Origin of the sequence: Actinomadura sp. NPDC023710 (genome assembly GCF_040639875.1) — a bacterium.
Lineage (GTDB): Bacteria > Actinomycetota > Actinomycetes > Streptosporangiales > Streptosporangiaceae > Spirillospora > Spirillospora citrea.
On record NZ_JBFAGB010000002.1, the window covers coordinates 149,801 to 168,561 of the forward strand.

Genomic DNA, 18,761 nt, shown 5'->3' on the forward strand with positions numbered 1-18,761 from the left:
ACCGGCGCCCGCGAGAGGGTTCTCGCGGGCGCCGGTGCGGGCGGTGGGACGGTCGGTCAGCAGGTGCCGAGCATCGTGTTGAGCGCGCTCTTCTCCGCGCTGTCCACGGTGAGGCCGTAGTACCACTTCACCTGGATCCAGGCGCGGGCGTAGGTGCAGCGGAAGGAGCCGACCGACGGCTGCCACTCGGCCGGGTCCTTGTCGCTCTTCGCCTGGTTGACGTTGTCGGTGACGGCCCACAGCTGGGGGCCGCCGAGGTCGTTGGCGAACGACTGGCGGCGGGACGTCGTCCAGGACCAGGCGCCGGACGCCCACGCCTCGGCGAGCGGCACCATGTGGTCGATGTCCAGGTCGGACGCGAGCGTCCAGGTGGCGCCGTCGTACGGCGAGTGCCAGCTGCCGGACGTCGCGGCGCACGCGGAGTCGGTGGTGACGTTCGTGCCGTCCCGCTTGAGCACGGTCTCGCGGGTGTTGCACGTCCCGGAGATGGTGATCCAGTGCGGGAACAGGTCGCGGTCGTAGGTGCTCCCGTGCGATTCGGCGGCCACGGTGAGGGTGGCCAGGCGGCTCGCGGCCGTGGCGGCGGACGGGATGTTGGGCGGTGTGGCGGACGCGGGCGCGGCCGCCGCGCCGAGCAGTGCCGCGCTCAGGGCGGCGGGGAGCGCGAGCGTGAGAAGTCGTCGCATCGGTGCCTTTCCGCTGTCGTCCCGGGCCGGGGCGGGGGCCCCGAGGGGGAGCGGGAACGACGGCACTGCGACGGTTACATTTTCGACAAATCCGAATAAATGTCACGCTTTGCCCATGCGCGGTGCCGCCGTTGGTCGGAAGGTGACGTCTCTCGCCGCTCGAACGCCGCTGAGCTGCGACAGCACCGGAGAGGCCGGTCCCGTAACGGCGGATGAAGAGTTTTCGAACCCGCGACCCGGCGCGGGCAGAGCCCGCTCTGGCGCTACACGGTGGCGAGGACGGTTTCGGCGTCGTCCCAGAGGCGGCGGGCGAGGGCGCCGTCGCGGGCCCTGGGCTTGAGCGGCTTCTCCCTGGCGACCTGGAAGTACCGTCCGGTGCCGCCGGAGTCCACCAGGTCGACGACCGGTGGGGCGGCCCTGGCCACCGGCTTCAGCGCCGGCCTGACCACTCTCATGATCACGCCGAGGGGCCCGCCCCGCGTGGTGAGCTCCGTGCGCAGCACGCCCGGGTGCACCGCGTCGATCGTCACCCCGGCGTCCTTCCACCTCTCGGCGAACAGCGGGACCATCAGCAGGTTCGCCAGCTTGGTGTTGGCGTAGGTCCGGACGGGGTGGAAGTCCCTGCCCTCGGGCGTCCGCTCGGGGTCGACCCGGCCCGTGGTGTAGAGGGCGGCGCTGACCTGCACGACCCGGCGCAGCCGCTCCTCCAGCAGGCGGTTCAGCAGGAACGGCGCCAGGTGGTTGGTGAAGAACGCCTGCTCGAAGCCGTCCTCGTTGACCTCGCGCCGGTGGGGCCAGAGCGCCGCGTTGTGCACGAGCACGCCCGGCCCGGGATCGGCCGCGGCGAGCGCCCCGGCCAGGTCACGGACCGTGCGGACGGACGACAGGTCGCCCACGACGAGGTCCGCGCCGATCTCCCGCGCGGCGGCGGCTCCCGCGTCCGGCCGCCGCGCCACGATCGTCACCCGGTGCCCCCGCCGGACGGCCTCCGCGGCGACCACCCGTCCCACACCCCGGTTCCCACCGGTCACGACGACGCTCGACGGCTCGTCCATGGTGCCGCAGCCTAGCGGGCCGCGGCGAAATGAGCCCGTCCGCCCGAGATGACCGTCAGGCCGTCCACGGCCGCCTCGAAGAGGACAGCGTCACCGTCCTGCCAGGTGCTGACCTGGAGCACGTCGCCGGGGAAGACGGGCGCGGCGAAGCGGCCTTCGAGCTCGGCGAGGTCGGCCGGGTGGGCACCGAGGGACTCGGCCAGCGGGAGGGTGACGGCCGCGAGCGTGCACAGGCCGTGCATGATCGGGCGCGGCATCCCGGCCGCCTTCGCCGCCTCCGGGTCGATGTGCAGGTGGTGGCGGTCGCCGAGCAACCGGTAGAGGGCCGCCTGGTCGGACGATGTGCGGACGGTCAGCACGCCGCCCGGATCGGCCTCGGGACGGCGGCGGGACGACGGGCCGCGCTCGCCGCCGAAACCACCGCTGCCCGGCGCGAACAGCGACCACGTCGCCTCGAAGTACTCGCTCTCGACCGCCACGTCGAAGACGGCCGCGGAGCCCTTGTCCCACACGTCGGTGACGCGGGCGCTCATCTCCACCGAGCCGGAACGCGGCAGCGGCTTGAAGACGCGGAGGCGCTGGGTCCCGTGGACGGCCGTCCGCACGTCGAACGCGCCCGCCGAGCCCAGGGCGTCCGGCGCCCACTGGGCCAGGGTCAGCACGAACGTGGGCAGGACACGGAGCCTCTCCTCGAACACCAGGTCCAGGTCCGAGGCGCCCGCGCCCACCGCGAGCGCGTAGAGGATGGGCCGCGTCTCGTCGTAGGTCACCGTCCGCGCGCCGAGCGCACGCCCCTGCCACGCGCTCATGCCCCCGGCAAGAGGACGGCCCCCCGGTTCGCTTCGCTCGTTCATTGGTCGGCTCCCAGGATCAGACCGCTGGTCGGGACGCCGGTGCCGGCGGTGACGAGGACGTTGTGGATGTCGCCCGGCTGGTTCACCGAGGTGCCGCGGACGAGCCGGACGGCCTCGGCGATGCCGTTCATCCCGTGGATGTAGGCCTCCCCGAGCTGGCCGCCGTGGGTGTTGATCGGAAGCCTGCCGCCGAGCTCCAGATTGCCGTCGGCGACGAAGTCCTTGCCCTCGCCCTTCGCGCAGAAGCCCAGCTCCTCCAGCTGCGGAAGGACGAGCGGCGTGAAGTGGTCGTAGAGGATCGCGGCCTGGACGTCGGCCGGCGTGAGGCGCGACTGGCCGTAGAGCTGCCGCCCGACCAGGCCCATCTCGGGAATGCCGGTGATCTCCGAGCGGTAGTAGCTGGTCATCATGTGCTGGTCGTTGCCGGAGCCCTGCGCCGCGCCCCAGATCACGGCGGGCCGGTGCGGGAGGTCGCGGGCGCGCTCGGCGGAGACGACGACGAGCGCCTGGCCGCCGTCGCTCTCCTGGCAGCAGTCCAGGAGGCGGAGCGGCTCGGCGATCCAGCGGGACGCCTGGTGGTCCTCCAGCGTGATCGGCCGCCCGTAGAACCACGCTGCCGGGTTCGCGGCGGCGTGCCTGCGGTCGACGACGGCGATGCGGCCGAAGTCCTCGCTGGTCGCGCCGTACTCGTGCATGTAGCGGCGGGCGAACATCGCGACCCACTGGGCGGGGGTCGAGAGGCCGAACGGGTTCATCCACGCGTACGCGGCGCTGTCGGCGCTGACGTCCATCGGGCGGTCGGCCTGCCCGAGGCCGTAGCGGGTGCCGGACCGCTCGTTGAACGCGCGGTAGCACACGACCACGTCGGCGACGCCGGTCGCGACGGCCATCGCCGCCTGCTGGACGGTGCCGCAGGCCGCGCCGCCGCCGTACCCGATGCGGGAGAAGAACTTCAGCTCGCCGATACCGAGGTTGCGCGCGATGTGGATCTCGGAGTTGGTGTCGGCGGTGAAGGTCACCATGCCGTCCACGTCGGACGGCTGGAGCCCCGCGTCCACGATGGCGGCGAGCACCGCCTCGCAGGCCAGCCGCAGCTCGCTGCGGCCCGACTCCTTGGAGAACTCGGTGGCGCCGATCCCGGCGACCGCGGCCGCCCCTGGCAGCACGCTCATGCGCCGCTCCCCTGTGCTCCGACGGCGGGTGCTCCAACGGCGGGCAGTTCCACCACGACGGTGCCGGTGACGTGCGGGCCGATCGCGTTGACGCCGCGCACGGCGATCTCGACCCGGCGGCCGGTGTCGTGCTTGGCGGCGACGGTGCCGGTCAGCACCATCGTGTCGCCCGGGTAGTTGGGCGCGCCGAGCCTGATCCTGATGGCCTTCACGACCGCGGCGGGCCCGGCCCAGCCCGTCACGTACCGGTCGACGAGCCCGTTGGTGGTCAGGATGTTCATGAAGACGTCCCGGGAGCCGCGCTCGACCGCGAGCGACGGGTCGTGGTGGACGTCCTGGTAGTCGCGGCTCGCCAGCGCGGTCGCGACGATCATCGTGCGGGTCAGCGGGATGCTCAGCTCGGGGAGCTCCTCCCCCACCGCCACGTCCTCGTATCCCCTGTTCACGGCGTCCGCGCTCACAGGGCCGCCCCCAGCAGCTCCAGGTCGGAGGACGCGCCGCCGAGCGTCCCGGAGATCTGCTTGCCCCACAGGAAGTGGCGGTGCACCGGGTAGTCGACGTCCACGCCGATGCCGCCGTGCAGGTGCTGGACGCGGTGGACGACGTTCAGCCCGCCCTCGTCCGACCACCACTTGGCGACGAGCACGGCGGTCTCGGCGTCCTCCCCGGCGTCGACCAGCGAGAGGGCGTGCCAGAGGCAGACGCGCAGCGCGTCGATCTCGATGTAGCAGTCGGCGAGCTGGTGCTGGGCGGCCTGGAAGGTGGCGAGGGGGCGGCCGAACTGCTCGCGGCCCGACAGGTAGTCGGCGGCCATGCGCAGCGCGCCCTCCGCGACGCCGACCTGGACGGCGGCCAGGGCGAGGCGGGCCAGCCGCAGCGCCGTGGCCAGCGCGCCGTCCGGAAGGGCGCGTGCCGGGGCGCCGTCGAGGGTCAGGTGCCCGGCGACGTCGCGGCTGGTGGTCTCGGCGCGCTCCCACGACACCCCGGAGGCCGAGGTCTCCAGCAGGAACAGGCCGGGCCCCTCCGGCGACGCGGCCGAGACGAGGACGTGGCTCGCCCCGAACGGCGTCGGGACGGCGGCCTTCGTGCCGGTCAGCAGCCAGTTCTCGCCGTCGCGGGCGGCCGCGCAGCGCGGCGCGGCCGGGTCGGCGGGGCCGAACTCCTCCAGGGCGAGGGTCGGCCGGGACGTCCCGTCCGCGAAGGCCGCGGGGACGTCCTCGCCGTGCGAGGCGAGCGTGAGCGCGGCGACGACGGCGGGCCAGATCGGGACGGGCGCGACGGTGCGGCCCTGCTCCTCCAGCAGGACGGCCAGGCCGGCGGCGCCGAGGCCCGCACCGCCCGCGGCCTCGGGCAGCGCGACGCCGAGCAGGCCCGTCTCGCCGAGCTCGGCCCACAGGCCCTCGTCGTATCCGTGCCCGGACCCTTCGGCGTCCTTGATCCGCGCCTGCGTGGCGCGGTCGGTGAAGATCTGCCGGGCGAGGTCCCTGACCGCCGCCGGCTCTTCGCCGAGCGTGAAGTCCATCAGCGCTCCTTCGGTCCGGCCGGGCGGAACGCCGGCAGGGACAGGTCGGGGTCCGGGTCGATCCAGTCGAGGACGACGGGCATGCCGATCTCGACGTCCTGCGGCGCGACCCCGGTCATGTTCGCGATCAGCCGCGTCCCCTCGGCCAGCTCGATCACCGCGACGACCAGCGGGTAGTCGAACGCGGGGTGGCGCGGGTGGTGGTTGACGACGTAGCTGTGGACGTGGCCGTCGCCCGACGCCTGGACGGTGTCCCAGTCGAACGAGCCGCACTGCGGGCAGCACGGCCCCGGCGGGTGCCGCAGCGACTTGCAGTCGGCGCAGCGCTGGATGACGAGCCGGTGCTCGCGGGCCGCCTCGAACCAGAACGCGTTGTCCGGGTTGATCGCCGGGCGCGGGCGCAGCGCCTTCGGCTCCGTCTTCTCGCCGGGCTTCTCGGCGGGCTTCTCGGCGGGCTTCTCGGCGGGGCGGAACCTCAGGAGGCGCCACCGCTGCGTGGCGACGACCTCGCCCGCCCCGTCCCGGTAGGTCTTGACCGTGCTGACGAAACGTCCCGCACCGAGCGCGGTCCTCTTCTCCGGGGAGATCGACTCGACGGTCTCCTCGACGCTGACGCGGTCGCCCGGCACCAGCTCCCGGTGGAACTCGAACTCCGAGTCGGTGGCGACGACGGAGGTGTAGCCGCCCTCGGCCAGTAGCTCGGTCAGCTCGTCCGGTCCCGCGGGGTCGGCGCGGACGGACGCGGCGTACCCGCGCATCGTCCACGCCTGCATCATCGACGCGGGGGCCACGACACCGTCGCGGCCGGTGGCCCGCGCGGCCTCCTCGTCCAGGTAGACGGGATTGCCGTCCTCCATCGCCTCGACCCAGTGCCGGATCATGGGGACGTTCACCGGGTCCTGTCCGACCCGTGGCGCGCCGTAGGGCCGCCCGACCCACGCCTGGAGCCGCGCCTCGTACTCCTCGCCGTTCCCGCTCATGACCGCCTCGACCTCGGCAGACCCAGTCCCTGGACCGCGACCATGTCGCGCAGCACCTCGTTGACGCCGCCGCCGAAGGTGTTGACGATGCCCTGCCGCGACAGCTGCTCGATCTGCCCGTGCAGCACGGCCCCCGGCGACTCGGGGCGGATCCGGCCGGCGGCGCCGAGGACCCCGGTCAGCGTCCGCTGGACCTCGATGTGCGTCTCGGTCCCGTAGGACTTGGCGGCGCCGGCCTGCGCGCCGGTCAGCGTCCCGGCGTCCACCGCCATCGTCATCTTCCAGTTCATCAGCCGCATCGCCTCCAGCTTGGCGTGGGTGCGGGCGAGGTCGGCCCGCACCCAGGGCAGGTCGATCACCCCGTTCTCGCGCGCCCAGTCGCGCACGTCCTCCCACAGCCGGATCATCCGGCCGCCGAGTGCGGCGAGCCCGATGCGCTCGTGGTTGAGCTGCGTGGTGATCAGGCTCCAGCCGCCGTCGACGTCCCCGACCACCGACGACGCGGGCACCGCGACGCCGTTGTAGTACGTCGCCGTCACGACCATCCCGCCGACCGTCGGGATCGGGCTCCAGGAGAACCCGTCGGCGTCGGTCGGGACGATCAGGATCGAGATGCCCTTGTGCTTGGGCGCGTCCGGGTTCGTGCGCGCCGCGAGCCAGATGTGGTCGGCGGTGTTGGCGCCGCTGGTGAAGACCTTGCTGCCGTCGATGACGAACCGGTCGCCGTCCCGGACGGCCCGGGTGCGCAGCGAGGCGAGGTCGGTCCCGGCCTCGGGCTCGGTGTAGCCGATCGCGAAGACGAGGTCGCCGGACAGGATGCCGGGCAGGTACGCGCGCTTCTGCTCGTCGGTGCCGAACCGCATCAGCGTGGGGCCGACCGTGTTCACGGTGACGAAGGGGAACGGCAGCCCGGCGCGCTGCACCTCGTCGAAGAAGACGTACTGCTCGGCGATCGACCTGCCCTGCCCGCCGTACTCCTCCGGCCAGCCGTAGCCGAGCCAGCCGTCGTTGCCGAGCATCTTGACGATCTCGCGGAACCGCTCGCCGCCCACGCCCTGCTCGCCGGCGCGGCGCCGCACGTCCTCGGGCAGCAGGCCCGCGAAGTACGCCCTCAGTTCCGCGCGCAACTCGCGATGCGCCTCGGACTCACGCAGATCCATACATGCCCTTTCTCGGTCAGGGGAGGAAGCGCCCGCGGCCCGCGGCGGCGAACTCCTCGCGGAGCGCGGCCTTGTCCGCCTCGGTCATCGGGACGTACTCCGGCGAGCCCCGGCCCGCCCACCGGAACACGGGGTCGGACGTCCGCCAGCCGTCGAGCTGCAGTTCCTTCTTCTTGAGCTTTCCCGACCCGGTCGTCGGCAGCGCGTGCGAGACGCGCACGAAGCGCGGCGCGCCCTTGGTGCCGAGGTCGTCCTGGCGGGCCAGGAAGGCGGGCAGGTCCAGGTCCTCGAAGCCGACGCCCTCGGGGATCTCGATCGCCGCCATCACCTGGTCGCCGGAGCGCGGGTCCGGCACGCCGAACGCGACCGCGTCCACGATCTTCGGGTGGCGGCGGACGACGTTCTGGGTGAGCAGCGCGGAGATGTTCTCCGAGTCCACCCGGATCCAGTCGCCGGACCGCCCGCCGAAGTACAGGAACCCGTCGCCGTCGACGTAGCCGAGGTCGCCCGTCCAGTACCAGCCGTGCCTGACGCGCTCGGCGTCGGCCTCCGGGTTCCTGTAGTAGCCCTCGAACCTGGCCGCGCCGTGCACGTCGACGATCTCCCCGACGGCGGCCTCGGCGTTGGTGACGCGGCCGTGCCCGTCCAGGACGGCGGGCGCGCAGGTCTCGCGCGTCTCGGGGTTGACGATGCGGACGCCGTCGTGGGCCGGGCGCCCGAGCGCGCTCGGCGGCGCCTGCGGATCCCGCTTGATCATGCCGGCGCTCTCGCTGGACCCGTAGCCCTCGACCAGCCGCACGCCGAAGCGGCGCAGGAACTCGGCCTTGTCCTCCGGGGACGCCTCCGTCCCGAACCCGTGCGTCAGCGTGTTGTCGCCGTCGTCCGGGCTCTCGGGGGTGGCGAGGACGTAGCCGATCGCCTTGCCGACGTAGGTGAAGAACGTCGCGCCGTAGTACCGGACGTCCGGCAGGAACCCGGACGCGGAGAACCTCCTCGCCAGGACGACGGTCGCGCCGACCGCCAGCGACGGCGCCCAGAGCGCCATGAGCGCGTTGCCGTGGAACAGCGGCATCGGGCAGTAGCTGACGTCCTCGCGCTTGACGTCGTACTTGGCGCTGTTGTTGCGGCCCAGCTCGGCGAGCCGTCCCTGCGAGCAGCGCGCCGCCTTCGACGCGCCGGTGGTCCCGGAGGTGAACAGCAGCAGCAGCTGCGTCAGCGGGGTGATCGACTCATCGGCCTCGGGCTCGCAGGCGTGGGCCGCGACCAGCTCCGGGTAGCCGTCGTCGTCGATCAGCAGGAAGCGGTCGCGCGGGACGCCGATGTCGAGGCCGTCCAGCAGCTTCAGCCCGGCCCGGTCGGTGACGACGAGCTGGAGGTCGGTGTGCCGGACCTCCTGCTCCAGGTAGGCGCCGGTCCGGGTGGAGTTGATGCCGACGATCGTCGCGCCGCCCAGTGCCGCCGCCCCGAGCCACAGGACGTACTCCGGGACGTTCTCCAGCAGTACGCCGATGTGGAACGGGCTGTTCCGGGGGGAGTGGGGGGTCGCCCCCCCACAAGAAACAGGGCTGTCGCGGCGCAGTGATCGGGCCAGGGACGCGCGGGCGGCGCTCTCCCGGACCACCTCGTCCCATGACCATGTCCGTTCGCGGCTCCGCAGGCCGGGGCGGGCGTCGCCCAGCCGGGCCAGCAGCATCGCCGCGATCGTCTCGTCACGCACGCGCGGCGCCCCAGGCCGGCTCGGTGGACAGGACGCAGTGGGTGCCGCCGTAGATCGCGGTCATGCACTTGTTGCAGTGGATGCACAGCGACCGGGTCGCGGGCTCGTCCTTGATCCGGTTGATCAGGTCGGGCTCGCGCAGCAGGGCGCGGGCCATCGCGACGAACGCGAAGCCCTCCGCCATCGCGGTGTCCATGCCCGCCCTGTCGGTGACGCCGCCCAGCAGGATCATCGGCAGCTTCACCGCGGCGCGGATCTGCCGGGCGTCCTTGAGCAGGTAGAGGTCCTCGTAGGGGTAGGACTTCAGGAAGTGCTTGCCGATCAGCTTGATCCCGAGCTTGGTCGGCTGCTTCATGACCGAGGCGAACTCGTGCAGCGGCGCGTCGCCCTTGAACAGGTACATGGGGTTGAGCAGGGAGCTTCCGGCGGTCATCTGGAGGGCGTCGACCGTGCCGTCGGCCTCCAGCCACCGCGCCACCTGGATGGCCTCGTCGATCCAGAAGCCGCCGGGCACGCCGTCGTCCATGTTGAGCTTCGCGGTGATCGCGATGCGGTCGCCGACGGCGTCGCGGACGGCGCGGCCGATGTCGCGCGCCAGCCGGGCGCGGTTCTCCAGCGACCCGCCGTACTCGTCCCCGCGGTGGTTGATCTTGGGGCTGAGGAACGCGCTCGTCAGGTAGTTGTGCCCCATGTGGATCTCGATGGAGTCGAACCCCGCCTCGATCGCCATCCTGCCCGCGCGGCCGTGCGCCTCGACGACGCGCTTCAGGTCCGCGTGCGTGGCGGCCTTCGCGACGGTCTGCGTGGTCAGGTGGAAGTGGCGGCTGGGCGCGAGCGCGGGGAGCTTGTTGCTCTTGGGGTTGGCGACCGGACCGGCGTGCCCGATCTGCGCCTGGACCGCCGCCCCCTCCGCGTGCACGGCGTCGGTCAGCCTGCGGAGGCCGGGCATCGCCTCGTCCCGCCAGTGGATCTGCCTGCGGTCGGTGCGGCCCTCCGGCGCGACCGCGCAGTACGCGACGGTGGTCATCCCGACGCCGCCGCGCGCGTGCCGGACATGGAAGTCGATCAGCGCGTCGGTGACCTGGCCGTCCTTGGTCAGCCCCTCGTACGTCGCCGCCTTGACGATGCGGTTCCGCAGCGTGACGGGCCCCAGCTTGGCCGGGGTGAACACGGCGGGCCCAAGGGCGGTCGCCGGGGGGTGCGTGGGGTCGTCCCCCCGCGTGCGGGTCGCGGCGGTCGCCGGGGGGTCGCCCGCCCGCAGGCGAGTCGGGTCGTTCATGTGAGAGTCCTCCATCCGGACTAGACGTTAATCAGCGGGATGTCCGGGCACTCCGGACATCCCGCTGACCGGGAGCGTCGGGCCGCTAGGCGTCCCCGCGCAGCGCGGCGGCGATCTGGTCGGCCTGGGACTGCTGCTCCACGAGCTGGCGCAGCAGCCACAGGCGCAGGACGCGGGTGACGGCGGCGGCCAGGTAGAGGGCCGCGCCGAGGACGGTCACCGCCAGGAACCCGACGGCGAGCGTCTGCAGCGAGCCCACGTCCCGCAGGTCGTCCTTGGTGAGGGAGACGTTGTAGGCGACGAAGGTCCCGGCGATTCCGGCGATCATGGCCAGGACGCCGGCGATCCGCGCCGCCCCGTCGAAGCGGGGCCGGTCGGTCCTGAGCCGCTGGCGCGCGACGTCGTCCTTGAACCGCTGGCGCCGTTCCTCAGTGAGCATGATGGGTCAACCTCCCAGGTAGTCGCTGGACAGCCGGTCTTCGATCTCGGCGGGCGGGCCGGCCGCCACCACGCGCCCGTGCAGCATCAGCGCGGCGGTGTCGGCGATCGGCAGGACGGCGCGGGCGAACTGCTCCGCGACCAGCACCGACAGGCCGCCCTCGACCAGCCCGGCGACCGTCTCGTACATCCGGGTGACGATCATGGGCGCGAGGCCCATGGACAGCTCGTCGAGCAGCAGCACCGCGGGGTCGCTGCCGAGAGCGCGCGACAGCGCGAGCATCTGCTGCTCGCCGCCGGACATCGATCCGGCGAGCTGGTGGCGGCGCTCGCCGAGGATCGGGAAGCGGGCGTAGGCCCGCTCCTCCAGGTCCTCCAGCCGGGCGCCGGTCCCGGTGGCGGCCCACAGGTTCTCCCGCACCGTCAGGTTGGGGAAGATCCCGCGGCCCTCGGGGACGGCGCAGACGCCGAGGCGCGCCGCGTCCTGCGCCGACACGCCGTTCACCCTCCGCCCGGCGAACAGCAGTTCGCCGCCGGTCGGCGGGTGTAGGCCCGCGCAGACCCGCATCGTGGTCGACTTGCCGCCGCCGTTCGGGCCGAGCAGCGCCAGCAGCGAGCCGGGCCGCAGCGCCAGGTCGACGCCGTGCAGGACCTCGATGGCGCCGTAGCCCGCGCGGACGCCCCTCAGTTCGAGCAGCGGTTCCGGCGGTGCCGTGGCGGCCGGTTCGGCGACCGCGTCCGGTTCAGGCATGGCTCCCCTCCTCGGTGCCGATGTAGGCGGCGATGACCTCCGGCGACTCCTTGATCTCCCGGGGTGCGCCGGACGCGATGAGCGCGCCGTAGTCGAGGACGTGGATGGTGGAGCACAGCCGCATGACCAGCGGCAGGTCGTGCTCGACCAGGCAGATGGCGAGGCCCTCGGCGGCGAGGCCGGTGAGCATCTCGGCGAACGCCTCCGTCTCGCGCTCGGTCTGGCCGGAGGCGGGCTCGTCCAGCAGCAGCACGCGCGGCGAGGTCATCAGCGCGCGCGCCACCTCCACGACCCGGGCCCGCCCGATCGGGATGTCGGACACGTCGCGGTCGGCGACGTCGGTGAGGCCCGTGCGCTCCAGGACCCGGTCGGTCTCCTCGTTCAGGTCGAACCGCCTGCGGGACGTGGCGCGCAGGACGTCGCCCGCGACGCGGACGTTGTCGCGCACGGACAGCGACAGGAACAGCTCCAGCCGCTGGAACGTCCGCGCCATGCCGCGCCGCGCGCGCTTGGCCGGGGACAGGCGGGTGATGTCGTCCCCGTCCAGGAGCACCTGGCCGGACGCGGGCCTTTGCAGCCCGGTGATGGTGTTGAACATCGTGGTCTTGCCCGCGCCGTTCGGGCCGATGAGCCCGGTGATGCGGCCTTCGCCCATGGTGAGGCTCACGTCGTCCACGGCGGTGTTGCCGCCGAACCGGACGGTGACGCCCCGGGTCGCGAGCAGGGGCGGGGTCTCAGGCATGGACCGTTCCCTTCAGGCCGAGTTCGCGGTCGAGGCGGACGCGCAGCGCGTCGGTGTAGGGCTCGTCCACGCCGACGAGCTCCAGCGGCACCGGGCGGCCCCCGCGTCCCTCCTCCAGGTAGGCGCGGCCCACGGCGGGCAGCAGCATGACGACGCACAGCGCGGCCAGGGCGAACGTCCAGGTGCCGATCACGCCGGTCAGCGCCAGGACGTACAGGACGGCGCCCAGCGCCCCCGCCCCGAACAGCAGGGGCCTGGCGGTCCGGATCGCGCGGTAGCCGTCGACGAGGTCGTGGACGAACCCGCTCGGGTTCCGGCCGACGCCCATCCCGACCAGCGCCGTCCCGACGAGGACGAGGTGGCCGAGCGCCCGGTAGACGGTGGCCATCCCCTCGTTCTCCAGGGCGAGGTCGCCGAACGTCGAGACGAGGACGGCCGAGCCGACGCCCGCCATCAGGCCGCCGAACAGGGCGCCGCTGAGGTAGCCGATGCCCGCCACCACGACGAGCATGAGCAGGGCGAGGCTGCCGACGAAGGAGAAGTTCTCCTGCGCGACGGTCCCGGTCGCCGCCGACATCAGCACGCCGCCGAGCCCCGCGATCGCCGCGGAGATCATGAAGACGCTCAGCTTCAGCCGGACGAGGTTCTGCCCGAGCATCGCCGTCGCCGCCGGGCTGTCCTTCATCGCCGCGAGCCGCCGCCCGTAGCCGCTGCCGCGCAGCGCGGCGAGCCCGACGGCGATGAGCGCGAACAGCGCGGTCGCGGTCATCAGCGAGGTCGTTCCGTCCCGCAGATCGAGCGGGCCGACCTTGAGGGGCGGGACGACGAGCGCCCCGTCCGGGAAGAGGGTGAACCGCATCCCGAACAGTTCGTGCTCGGTGGTGTCGCGCAGCACCATGTTCGACAGGAACTCGCCGAACGCCATGGTCGCGAGCGCCAGGTACAGGCCGCGCAGCCGCAGCGCCGGCAGCGCGACGAGCCCGCCGACCAGCGCCGCCGCCGCGACGGCGAGCAGCACGCCCTGGATGTTCGTCCGGGCTCCGAGGCCGCTGCCCTGCACGCCGAAGTGGAACGCCACCACCGTCGCGACCGCCCCGAACGCCAGCGGCGCGAGGTTCAGCTCGCCCGCGTAGCCGGTGAGGACGGTCAGCGACAGCGCGATGATCGCGAACGTCATGCCGAGCGAGAACGTCGTGACCGCGCCGTCCGACAGCAGCAGGCTGTAGAGGTAGACGACCGCGACCAGGACGAGCCCCCACACCGCCGCCGACCGGACGGTCGGCGGCCGATACCGCTCACGGGTCCGGATCGCGGCCCCGCGCAGCCGGTCCTGGGGCAGCACCACCAGGACCACGAACAAGATGATCATCGGGAGCGAGACGCGCAGGTTGCCGGTGAACGTGCCCGCCGACGGCAGGTAGGCCAGCACGTAGTTGGCGGCCAGCCCGAGCACCATCGCGCCGGCGAAGGTGCGGGGGATGCTGCGCAGCCGCCCGAACATCGCCGCCGCGAACGCGTCGATCACCAGCAGGGTCAGCGCGCCCGCGTCCAGCCCCCCGCCGCTGATCGGCACGATCAGCACCCCGGCCAGCACGGCCAGCGTCGACCCGAGCGCCCACGACAGCATCGCGGCGCGCTCCGGGTCGTGGCCGTTCAGCCGCAGCAGGTCGGGGTCGTCGACGGACCCGCGCATCACCACGCCCACGCGGCTGCGGGTGAACAGCACCCGCAGCCCCGCGGCGATCGCGACGGCGGCGACCAGGCACACGATCTCGTGGTACCGGACCACCACCCCCGCGACCGTGATCTTCGAGCCCGCGCCGAAGAACATGCCGACGGTGTGGGCCTCGTCGGGGTTCCAGATCCACTGCGCCAGGTAGACGGTCCCGAGCAGCACCGCCACCGTCACGATGATCTTTGTGACGTCGGCGGTGCCGCGCAGGCCCCGCATGATGGCGGCGTGCAGGGCGGCGCCCATCGCGGGGCCGGCGATGCCGACCACGACGATCAGCGCGAGCCACACCGGCCAGCCCCACCGCTCGGTGCAGTGCCAGTACAGGAACGTTCCGAACATGGCTTGGGCGCCATGCGCGAAGTTGAAGATTCCCGAGGTGTTGTACGTCAGCACGAGCCCCGAGGCCGCGATGGAGTACACCGAGCCGAGGACCAGGCCGAGAATGGTGTAGGTCAGGAACGTGGTCACGTGGTCACCGCCACTTGTTCACCGCCATGGGAGGACGCTCCGGCCGCCGTCGCGGTCAGGACGTCTGGGGCTTGATGACGTCGCCGGTCAGGAACTTGGTGGAGATCCGGTCGCCGTTGAGCTGCGTCCCCCACGTCTTCGGGTCGGTCTTGACGACGAAGTCGCCGCCGCACTCGAACTCGCCCGCGTTCTTCGGGTAGACCTGCTCGTACCTGGTCTTGTCCAGCTTGACCATGAGCGAGCACGACGCCGGCTTGTTGGCGCCCGGGTCGGTCGGCGCGTGCAGGCCGCCGCCCGTCCACTCGTGCACCTTCGACAGTTCGTTGATCACGCACTGCCGGGTGAGGTCCGAGCCGCACTTGCCCGCGGACTGCGCCCACAGCAGGAACGCCGAGGTCGCCTGCATGCCGAGCAGCGCGACCTTGCCCTTCTCGGCGCTGACGAGGTCGGTGTACTGCTTGACCGCCGGGACCTCGTCCGCGTTCTCCAGCGGCTGGAAGATCATGCCGACGTGCAGGCGGTCACCCGCGCCGGAGGTGTTCCACTTGGAGACCAGCGAGCTGTACCAGGTCGCCTCGAACACGTAGGTGGGGTCGGCGCCCGCCCGATCGATCGACTCCAGCAGGTTGAACTGCCCGGGGTCGGGCGAGTCGGACGTCCACAGGTACTTCGCCCCGCAGTCCTTGATCTTCTTGGCGAACGGCATGTAGCTGCTCTCGCCCGCGTCGTTCAGCCGGACGCCGCACTCCAGCGGCTTGACGCCGATCCCCTTCATCGCGCTCGCGACCTTGTTGGTGCCGGTGCTGACGGCCGGGGACGTCGACAGCAGCAGGTCCGTCTTGTCCTTGTAGTCGGGGAACATCTTCTGCGCGATGCGCAGCGCCCCGATGTTCATCATGTCCACCGGGTACGGGACGGCCTCGTACTTCATCGGGCCCATCGCCGCGTTCGGGCCGACGGTGAAGCCGGCGACGGTCGGCAGCTTGCAGCCCACCCGGTACTGCTCGGCGGCCTCGTCCATCGCGAAGCCCTGCCCGACGAGCATGAAGTCCTGCTTGCAGGACTCCTGCACCACCTTCGCGGACTGCATGTAGGCGGCGTCGTACTGGTTGCCCTTGATCTTGCGCCCGTTGATGCCGCCCTGCCCGTTGCACCAGTCGATCATGGCGCTGACGGCGTCGCCCATCTCCTTGGACAGGCCGGGCGCCGAGGTGAAGCCGCGGTCGTCGCCGAACCCGATCGCGATCTGGTCGTCGGTGACGCCCTGGTCCGTCCTGCCCTTGGCGTCGCCCGGTCCGCACGGCGACGGCAGCGTCCCGAACGCCTTGGCGCCCGCGCCCGCGCTCGCGCCGCCGCCAGGCCCGTTCCCGGCGGCCGTCCCGTCGGTGCCCGAGCGGTCGCTGGCACAGGACGTCGTCACGAGCGCGACCGCGACGGCTCCCGCCGCGAGGCGTCCGATCTTGTCGAGCTTCATACGGACGTACTCCTTTCACCGGCGCGCGCGCACGCGGCCGGTGGCATGGGGTGGTGAGGTGATGTCAGGCGGGGGGCGTGGTCTGTGTCGCCGCCGGTTCAGCCGAAGTGGGCCTGGCCGCCGTCAAGCGGGATGGTGGCTCCGGTGAGGTAGCGCATGGCGGGCTGGACGAGCGCCACCACGGCCCTGCCGATGTCGTCCTCGCAGTCGCCGATGTAGCCGAGGGGGATCGTCTTGCGGAACTCCTCGGCCTCCTCGGGGTTCGTCTCCGCCCACCACTTCAGCCCGGGAGAAAGGGCGTGCGGGGCGATGCTGTTGGCGCGGATCCCGTCCGGCCCCCACTCTGCGGCGGCCGTGCGGGTCAGCGACCGGAGCGCCTGCTTGGCGGCCGCGTAGGCGCCGAAGGTGGTGGGATCCCAGCGGACCATGGCGGAGGTGACGAGGTTGACGATGCTGCCGCCGCCGCGCGCCTTCATGTGCGGGTGGCACGCCCTCATGAACGCGAACGCGGCGAACGGGCCGGTCGTGAACCCCTTCCGGAACGCGCGGTCGCTCGTCTCCAGGAGCGGCCCGTAGGCGCCGGAGTAGGCGTTGTTGACGAGGATGTCGACGCCGCCGAACGTCTCGGCGACCCGCTCGACCACCGCGGGGATCGCCTCGGTCTCGGCGACGTCGCACACGAACGCCTCGGCCTTCGCGCCGCGCGCCCGGACCAGCTCGCACGTCGCGTCGAGCTTGGCCCGCGTCCTGCCGAGCACGGCGATCGCCGCGCCCTCCGACGCCAGCGCGAGCGCGATGCCCTGCCCGACGCCCTGTCCCGCTCCGGTCACGATCGCGACCTTGCCGCTGAGGCTTCCCATGAAACGACTCCGCTCAGTCCTGCTTCGCGCCCAGCCCGGTCCCCCGCGCCGCACGCGGCAGGGCCCGGACTGAATCAGTCCTGGTGAGGGCCCATGGTGATGTGATGGGGACCACGCGAAGTGACCAGTCCCGCTCACCGGGAATCACCGCGACCTGAGGTGCGGGCGGCGGTCCCGCTGAGCGGAATGCCCTGGTGAAGCCCGTGGTGGGGCGGCCGACAATGAGCGCGTCCGGCGAGGAGGAGGGGTCCCCATGGAGATCGTCCGGAGGCTGACCGGTCCCGGTGGCGAGTTCGAGCTGCGGGAGGAGGACGTGCTCGGCGCCCGGATCCCGGTGTTCGCGAACCGCGCCCGCAGCCTCGGCGAGGTGCTCGTCGACTCGGCGTCCCACGGCGACCGCGACTACATCGTCACCGCGGACCGGCGGCTGAGCTTCGCCGAGCACGCGGCCGCCGTCGCCTCCATGGCGAAGGCGCTGCGGGACGACCTCGGGGTGCGCCCCGGAGACCGCATCGCGATCGACGCCGCCAACAGCCCCGAGTGGATCGTGTCGTTCTGGGCGGCGATCGCCGCGGGGGCGGTCGCGGTCGGCTACAACGCCTGGTGGGCGCCCCGCGAGATCGAGTACGCCCTCGGGCACACCGACCCGAAGGTCGTCATCGCCGACGAGAAGCGGGCCGCGCTGATCTCCGAGGACGTGCTGACGGTGGAGCGGGACGTCCCGTCGCTGACGCGCCGCTACCCGGACGCCGTCCTGGAGCCGCCGCGGGTCGCCGAGGACGACCCGGCGGTCATCCTCTACACCAGCGGGACGTCGGGCCGCCCCAAGGGGGCCGTCCACTCGCACCGGAACCTGACCTCGGTGATCGAGTACCACCGCTTCAACGACGCCCTGATGCGCGCCTTCGGCGACCCGGTGGACCCCGCGTCCCGCCGCTACCTGCTGGCGCTGCCGCTGTTCCACATCGCGTGCCTGCACAACCTCGCCGTGCCCCGGCTCGCCACCGGCACCGCCGTGATCATGCACGAGGGCGGCTTCGACGTGGACAAGGTGCTCGGCCTCATCGAGCGGGAGCGCGTGACGAACTGGGGCGCCGTCCCCACCATGGCGCACCGGATGATCGAGCACGGCGACCTGGCGAAGTACGACGTCTCCTCGCTCACGGCGTTCTCGCTGGCCACCGCGCCGTCCTCACCGGCGTTCAAGGAGCGGCTGCGCGCGGTGTTCCCGCCCGCGAAGGGCGGCCTGGTCGACAGCTACGGGCTCACCGAGTCGTGCACCGGCGTGTCCACCGCCACCCCCGCCGACCTGGCGGAGGCGCCGGGGACGCTCGGCCGCCCGTCGGTCGGGGTGCAACTGGAGATCCGCGACCCCGACGACAAGCCGCTCCCCGACGGCGTCGAGGGCGAGGTCTGCGTCCGCAGCGCCTACAACATGGTCGGCTACTGGCGCGACCCGGAGGCCACCGCCCGCGCGTTCGACGCCGACCGCTGGCTGCACACCGGCGACATCGGCATGGTCGAGCAGGGCCGGCTGCGGCTCACCACCCGCCGCTCCGACCTGATCATCCGCGGCGGCGAGAACGTCTACCCGGCGGAGATCGAGAACGTCCTCGCCGAGTACCCGGGGCTGCGCGAGTGCATCGTCATCGGCGTCCCGCACCCCGATCTCGGCCAGGAGGTCGCCGCGGTCGCCGTCTTCGCCGACGCCCCGCCCACCGCCGAGGATCTGGCCGACTTCGCCCGGGAGCGGCTCGCCTACTTCAAGGTCCCGTCCCGCTGGCACGTCACCACCCACCCCCTCCCCCGCAACGCGACCGGAAAGGTGCTCCGCAAACAGGTCGAGACCGAGGTCCTCTGACCCGCCC

Annotated in this window: 17 protein-coding genes; 1 reads left to right on the forward strand and 16 read right to left on the reverse strand. The window is 72.5% G+C overall.

Going from position 1 to position 18,761, the window contains the following annotated elements:
• Positions 1 to 56: 56 nt before the first annotated feature.
• The 16 genes from AB0H37_RS02760 to AB0H37_RS02835 form a co-directional block, all read right to left on the reverse strand.
• Entirely contained in the window at positions 57 to 686 is a 630-nt protein-coding gene (locus tag AB0H37_RS02760) for an HNH endonuclease family protein (protein WP_179837033.1), read from the reverse strand.
• 263 nt (positions 687 to 949) lie between these two features.
• A complete protein-coding gene (locus AB0H37_RS02765) occupies positions 950 to 1,741 on the reverse strand; it encodes an SDR family NAD(P)-dependent oxidoreductase (protein WP_360610931.1) in 792 nt (263 codons plus the stop codon).
• An 11-nt stretch (positions 1,742 to 1,752) separates the two neighbouring features.
• Positions 1,753 to 2,550, reverse strand: coding sequence for a MaoC/PaaZ C-terminal domain-containing protein (locus AB0H37_RS02770; protein ID WP_360610933.1), 798 nt, complete (start codon positions 2,548 to 2,550; stop codon positions 1,753 to 1,755).
• A gap of 41 nt (positions 2,551 to 2,591) precedes the next feature.
• Positions 2,592 to 3,767, reverse strand: coding sequence for a lipid-transfer protein (locus AB0H37_RS02775; RefSeq protein ID WP_360610935.1), 1,176 nt, complete (start codon positions 3,765 to 3,767; stop codon positions 2,592 to 2,594).
• Positions 3,764 to 4,228 carry a MaoC family dehydratase gene (locus tag AB0H37_RS02780; RefSeq protein ID WP_360610937.1) on the reverse strand — a complete coding sequence of 155 codons (465 nt, stop codon included), beginning with the start codon at positions 4,226 to 4,228 and terminating at the stop codon, positions 3,764 to 3,766. Before AB0H37_RS02780 ends, AB0H37_RS02775 begins: the two co-directional genes overlap by 4 nt.
• A complete protein-coding gene (locus tag AB0H37_RS02785) occupies positions 4,225 to 5,289 on the reverse strand; it encodes an acyl-CoA dehydrogenase family protein (RefSeq protein ID WP_360610939.1) in 1,065 nt (354 codons plus the stop codon). The genes AB0H37_RS02780 and AB0H37_RS02785 overlap by 4 nt, the downstream gene beginning before the upstream one ends.
• Positions 5,289 to 6,269 carry a MaoC family dehydratase N-terminal domain-containing protein gene (locus AB0H37_RS02790; RefSeq protein WP_360610941.1) on the reverse strand — a complete coding sequence of 327 codons (981 nt, stop codon included), beginning with the start codon at positions 6,267 to 6,269 and terminating at the stop codon, positions 5,289 to 5,291. The genes AB0H37_RS02785 and AB0H37_RS02790 overlap by 1 nt, the downstream gene beginning before the upstream one ends.
• Positions 6,266 to 7,429: an acyl-CoA dehydrogenase family protein gene (locus tag AB0H37_RS02795; protein WP_179837038.1), complete on the reverse strand. Its 1,164-nt coding sequence runs from the start codon at positions 7,427 to 7,429 to the stop codon at positions 6,266 to 6,268. The genes AB0H37_RS02790 and AB0H37_RS02795 overlap by 4 nt, the downstream gene beginning before the upstream one ends.
• A gap of 16 nt (positions 7,430 to 7,445) precedes the next feature.
• Positions 7,446 to 9,146, reverse strand: a complete 1,701-nt coding sequence (locus AB0H37_RS02800; protein ID WP_360610943.1) for an AMP-binding protein — start codon at positions 9,144 to 9,146, stop codon at positions 7,446 to 7,448.
• Positions 9,139 to 10,425 carry an NADH:flavin oxidoreductase gene (locus AB0H37_RS02805; RefSeq protein WP_360610945.1) on the reverse strand — a complete coding sequence of 429 codons (1,287 nt, stop codon included), beginning with the start codon at positions 10,423 to 10,425 and terminating at the stop codon, positions 9,139 to 9,141. The genes AB0H37_RS02800 and AB0H37_RS02805 overlap by 8 nt, the downstream gene beginning before the upstream one ends.
• Before the next feature lie 85 nt (positions 10,426 to 10,510).
• Entirely contained in the window at positions 10,511 to 10,864 is a 354-nt protein-coding gene (locus tag AB0H37_RS02810; RefSeq protein WP_360610947.1) for a hypothetical protein, read from the reverse strand.
• 6 nt (positions 10,865 to 10,870) lie between these two features.
• Positions 10,871 to 11,614 (reverse strand): ABC transporter ATP-binding protein, encoded by a 744-nt coding sequence (locus AB0H37_RS02815; protein ID WP_360610949.1) that lies wholly within the window; start codon positions 11,612 to 11,614, stop codon positions 10,871 to 10,873.
• Entirely contained in the window at positions 11,607 to 12,356 is a 750-nt protein-coding gene (locus AB0H37_RS02820; protein ID WP_329086615.1) for an ABC transporter ATP-binding protein, read from the reverse strand. Before AB0H37_RS02820 ends, AB0H37_RS02815 begins: the two co-directional genes overlap by 8 nt.
• Positions 12,349 to 14,559 (reverse strand): ABC transporter permease, encoded by a 2,211-nt coding sequence (locus AB0H37_RS02825; protein WP_360610951.1) that lies wholly within the window; start codon positions 14,557 to 14,559, stop codon positions 12,349 to 12,351. The genes AB0H37_RS02820 and AB0H37_RS02825 overlap by 8 nt, the downstream gene beginning before the upstream one ends.
• 55 nt (positions 14,560 to 14,614) lie before the next feature.
• Positions 14,615 to 16,033, reverse strand: a complete 1,419-nt coding sequence (locus tag AB0H37_RS02830; RefSeq protein WP_360610953.1) for an ABC transporter substrate-binding protein — start codon at positions 16,031 to 16,033, stop codon at positions 14,615 to 14,617.
• Positions 16,034 to 16,131: 98 nt separating this feature from the next.
• Positions 16,132 to 16,893, reverse strand: coding sequence for an SDR family oxidoreductase (locus AB0H37_RS02835; protein ID WP_360610955.1), 762 nt, complete (start codon positions 16,891 to 16,893; stop codon positions 16,132 to 16,134).
• A 253-nt stretch (positions 16,894 to 17,146) separates the two neighbouring features.
• On the opposite strand from AB0H37_RS02835, the gene AB0H37_RS02840 reads away from it, so the two are divergent.
• Positions 17,147 to 18,754, forward strand: a complete 1,608-nt coding sequence (locus tag AB0H37_RS02840) for a class I adenylate-forming enzyme family protein (RefSeq protein WP_179837047.1) — start codon at positions 17,147 to 17,149, stop codon at positions 18,752 to 18,754.
• The last annotated feature ends 7 nt before the right edge of the window (positions 18,755 to 18,761 follow it).

Coding starts and splice junctions, on each gene's coding strand:
- AB0H37_RS02760 (WP_179837033.1), bottom strand. CDS start 686: ATGCGACGACTTCTCACGCTCGCGCTCCCCGCCGCCCTGAGCGCGGCA.
- AB0H37_RS02765 (WP_360610931.1), bottom strand. CDS start 1,741: ATGGACGAGCCGTCGAGCGTCGTCGTGACCGGTGGGAACCGGGGTGTG.
- AB0H37_RS02770 (WP_360610933.1), bottom strand. CDS start 2,550: ATGAGCGCGTGGCAGGGGCGTGCGCTCGGCGCGCGGACGGTGACCTAC.
- AB0H37_RS02775 (WP_360610935.1), bottom strand. CDS start 3,767: ATGAGCGTGCTGCCAGGGGCGGCCGCGGTCGCCGGGATCGGCGCCACC.
- AB0H37_RS02785 (WP_360610939.1), bottom strand. CDS start 5,289: ATGGACTTCACGCTCGGCGAAGAGCCGGCGGCGGTCAGGGACCTCGCC.
- AB0H37_RS02790 (WP_360610941.1), bottom strand. CDS start 6,269: ATGAGCGGGAACGGCGAGGAGTACGAGGCGCGGCTCCAGGCGTGGGTC.
- AB0H37_RS02795 (WP_179837038.1), bottom strand. CDS start 7,429: ATGGATCTGCGTGAGTCCGAGGCGCATCGCGAGTTGCGCGCGGAACTG.
- AB0H37_RS02805 (WP_360610945.1), bottom strand. CDS start 10,425: ATGAACGACCCGACTCGCCTGCGGGCGGGCGACCCCCCGGCGACCGCC.
- AB0H37_RS02810 (WP_360610947.1), bottom strand. CDS start 10,864: ATGCTCACTGAGGAACGGCGCCAGCGGTTCAAGGACGACGTCGCGCGC.
- AB0H37_RS02815 (WP_360610949.1), bottom strand. CDS start 11,614: ATGCCTGAACCGGACGCGGTCGCCGAACCGGCCGCCACGGCACCGCCG.
- AB0H37_RS02820 (WP_329086615.1), bottom strand. CDS start 12,356: ATGCCTGAGACCCCGCCCCTGCTCGCGACCCGGGGCGTCACCGTCCGG.
- AB0H37_RS02830 (WP_360610953.1), bottom strand. CDS start 16,033: ATGAAGCTCGACAAGATCGGACGCCTCGCGGCGGGAGCCGTCGCGGTC.
- AB0H37_RS02835 (WP_360610955.1), bottom strand. CDS start 16,893: ATGGGAAGCCTCAGCGGCAAGGTCGCGATCGTGACCGGAGCGGGACAG.
- AB0H37_RS02840 (WP_179837047.1), top strand. CDS start 17,147: ATGGAGATCGTCCGGAGGCTGACCGGTCCCGGTGGCGAGTTCGAGCTG.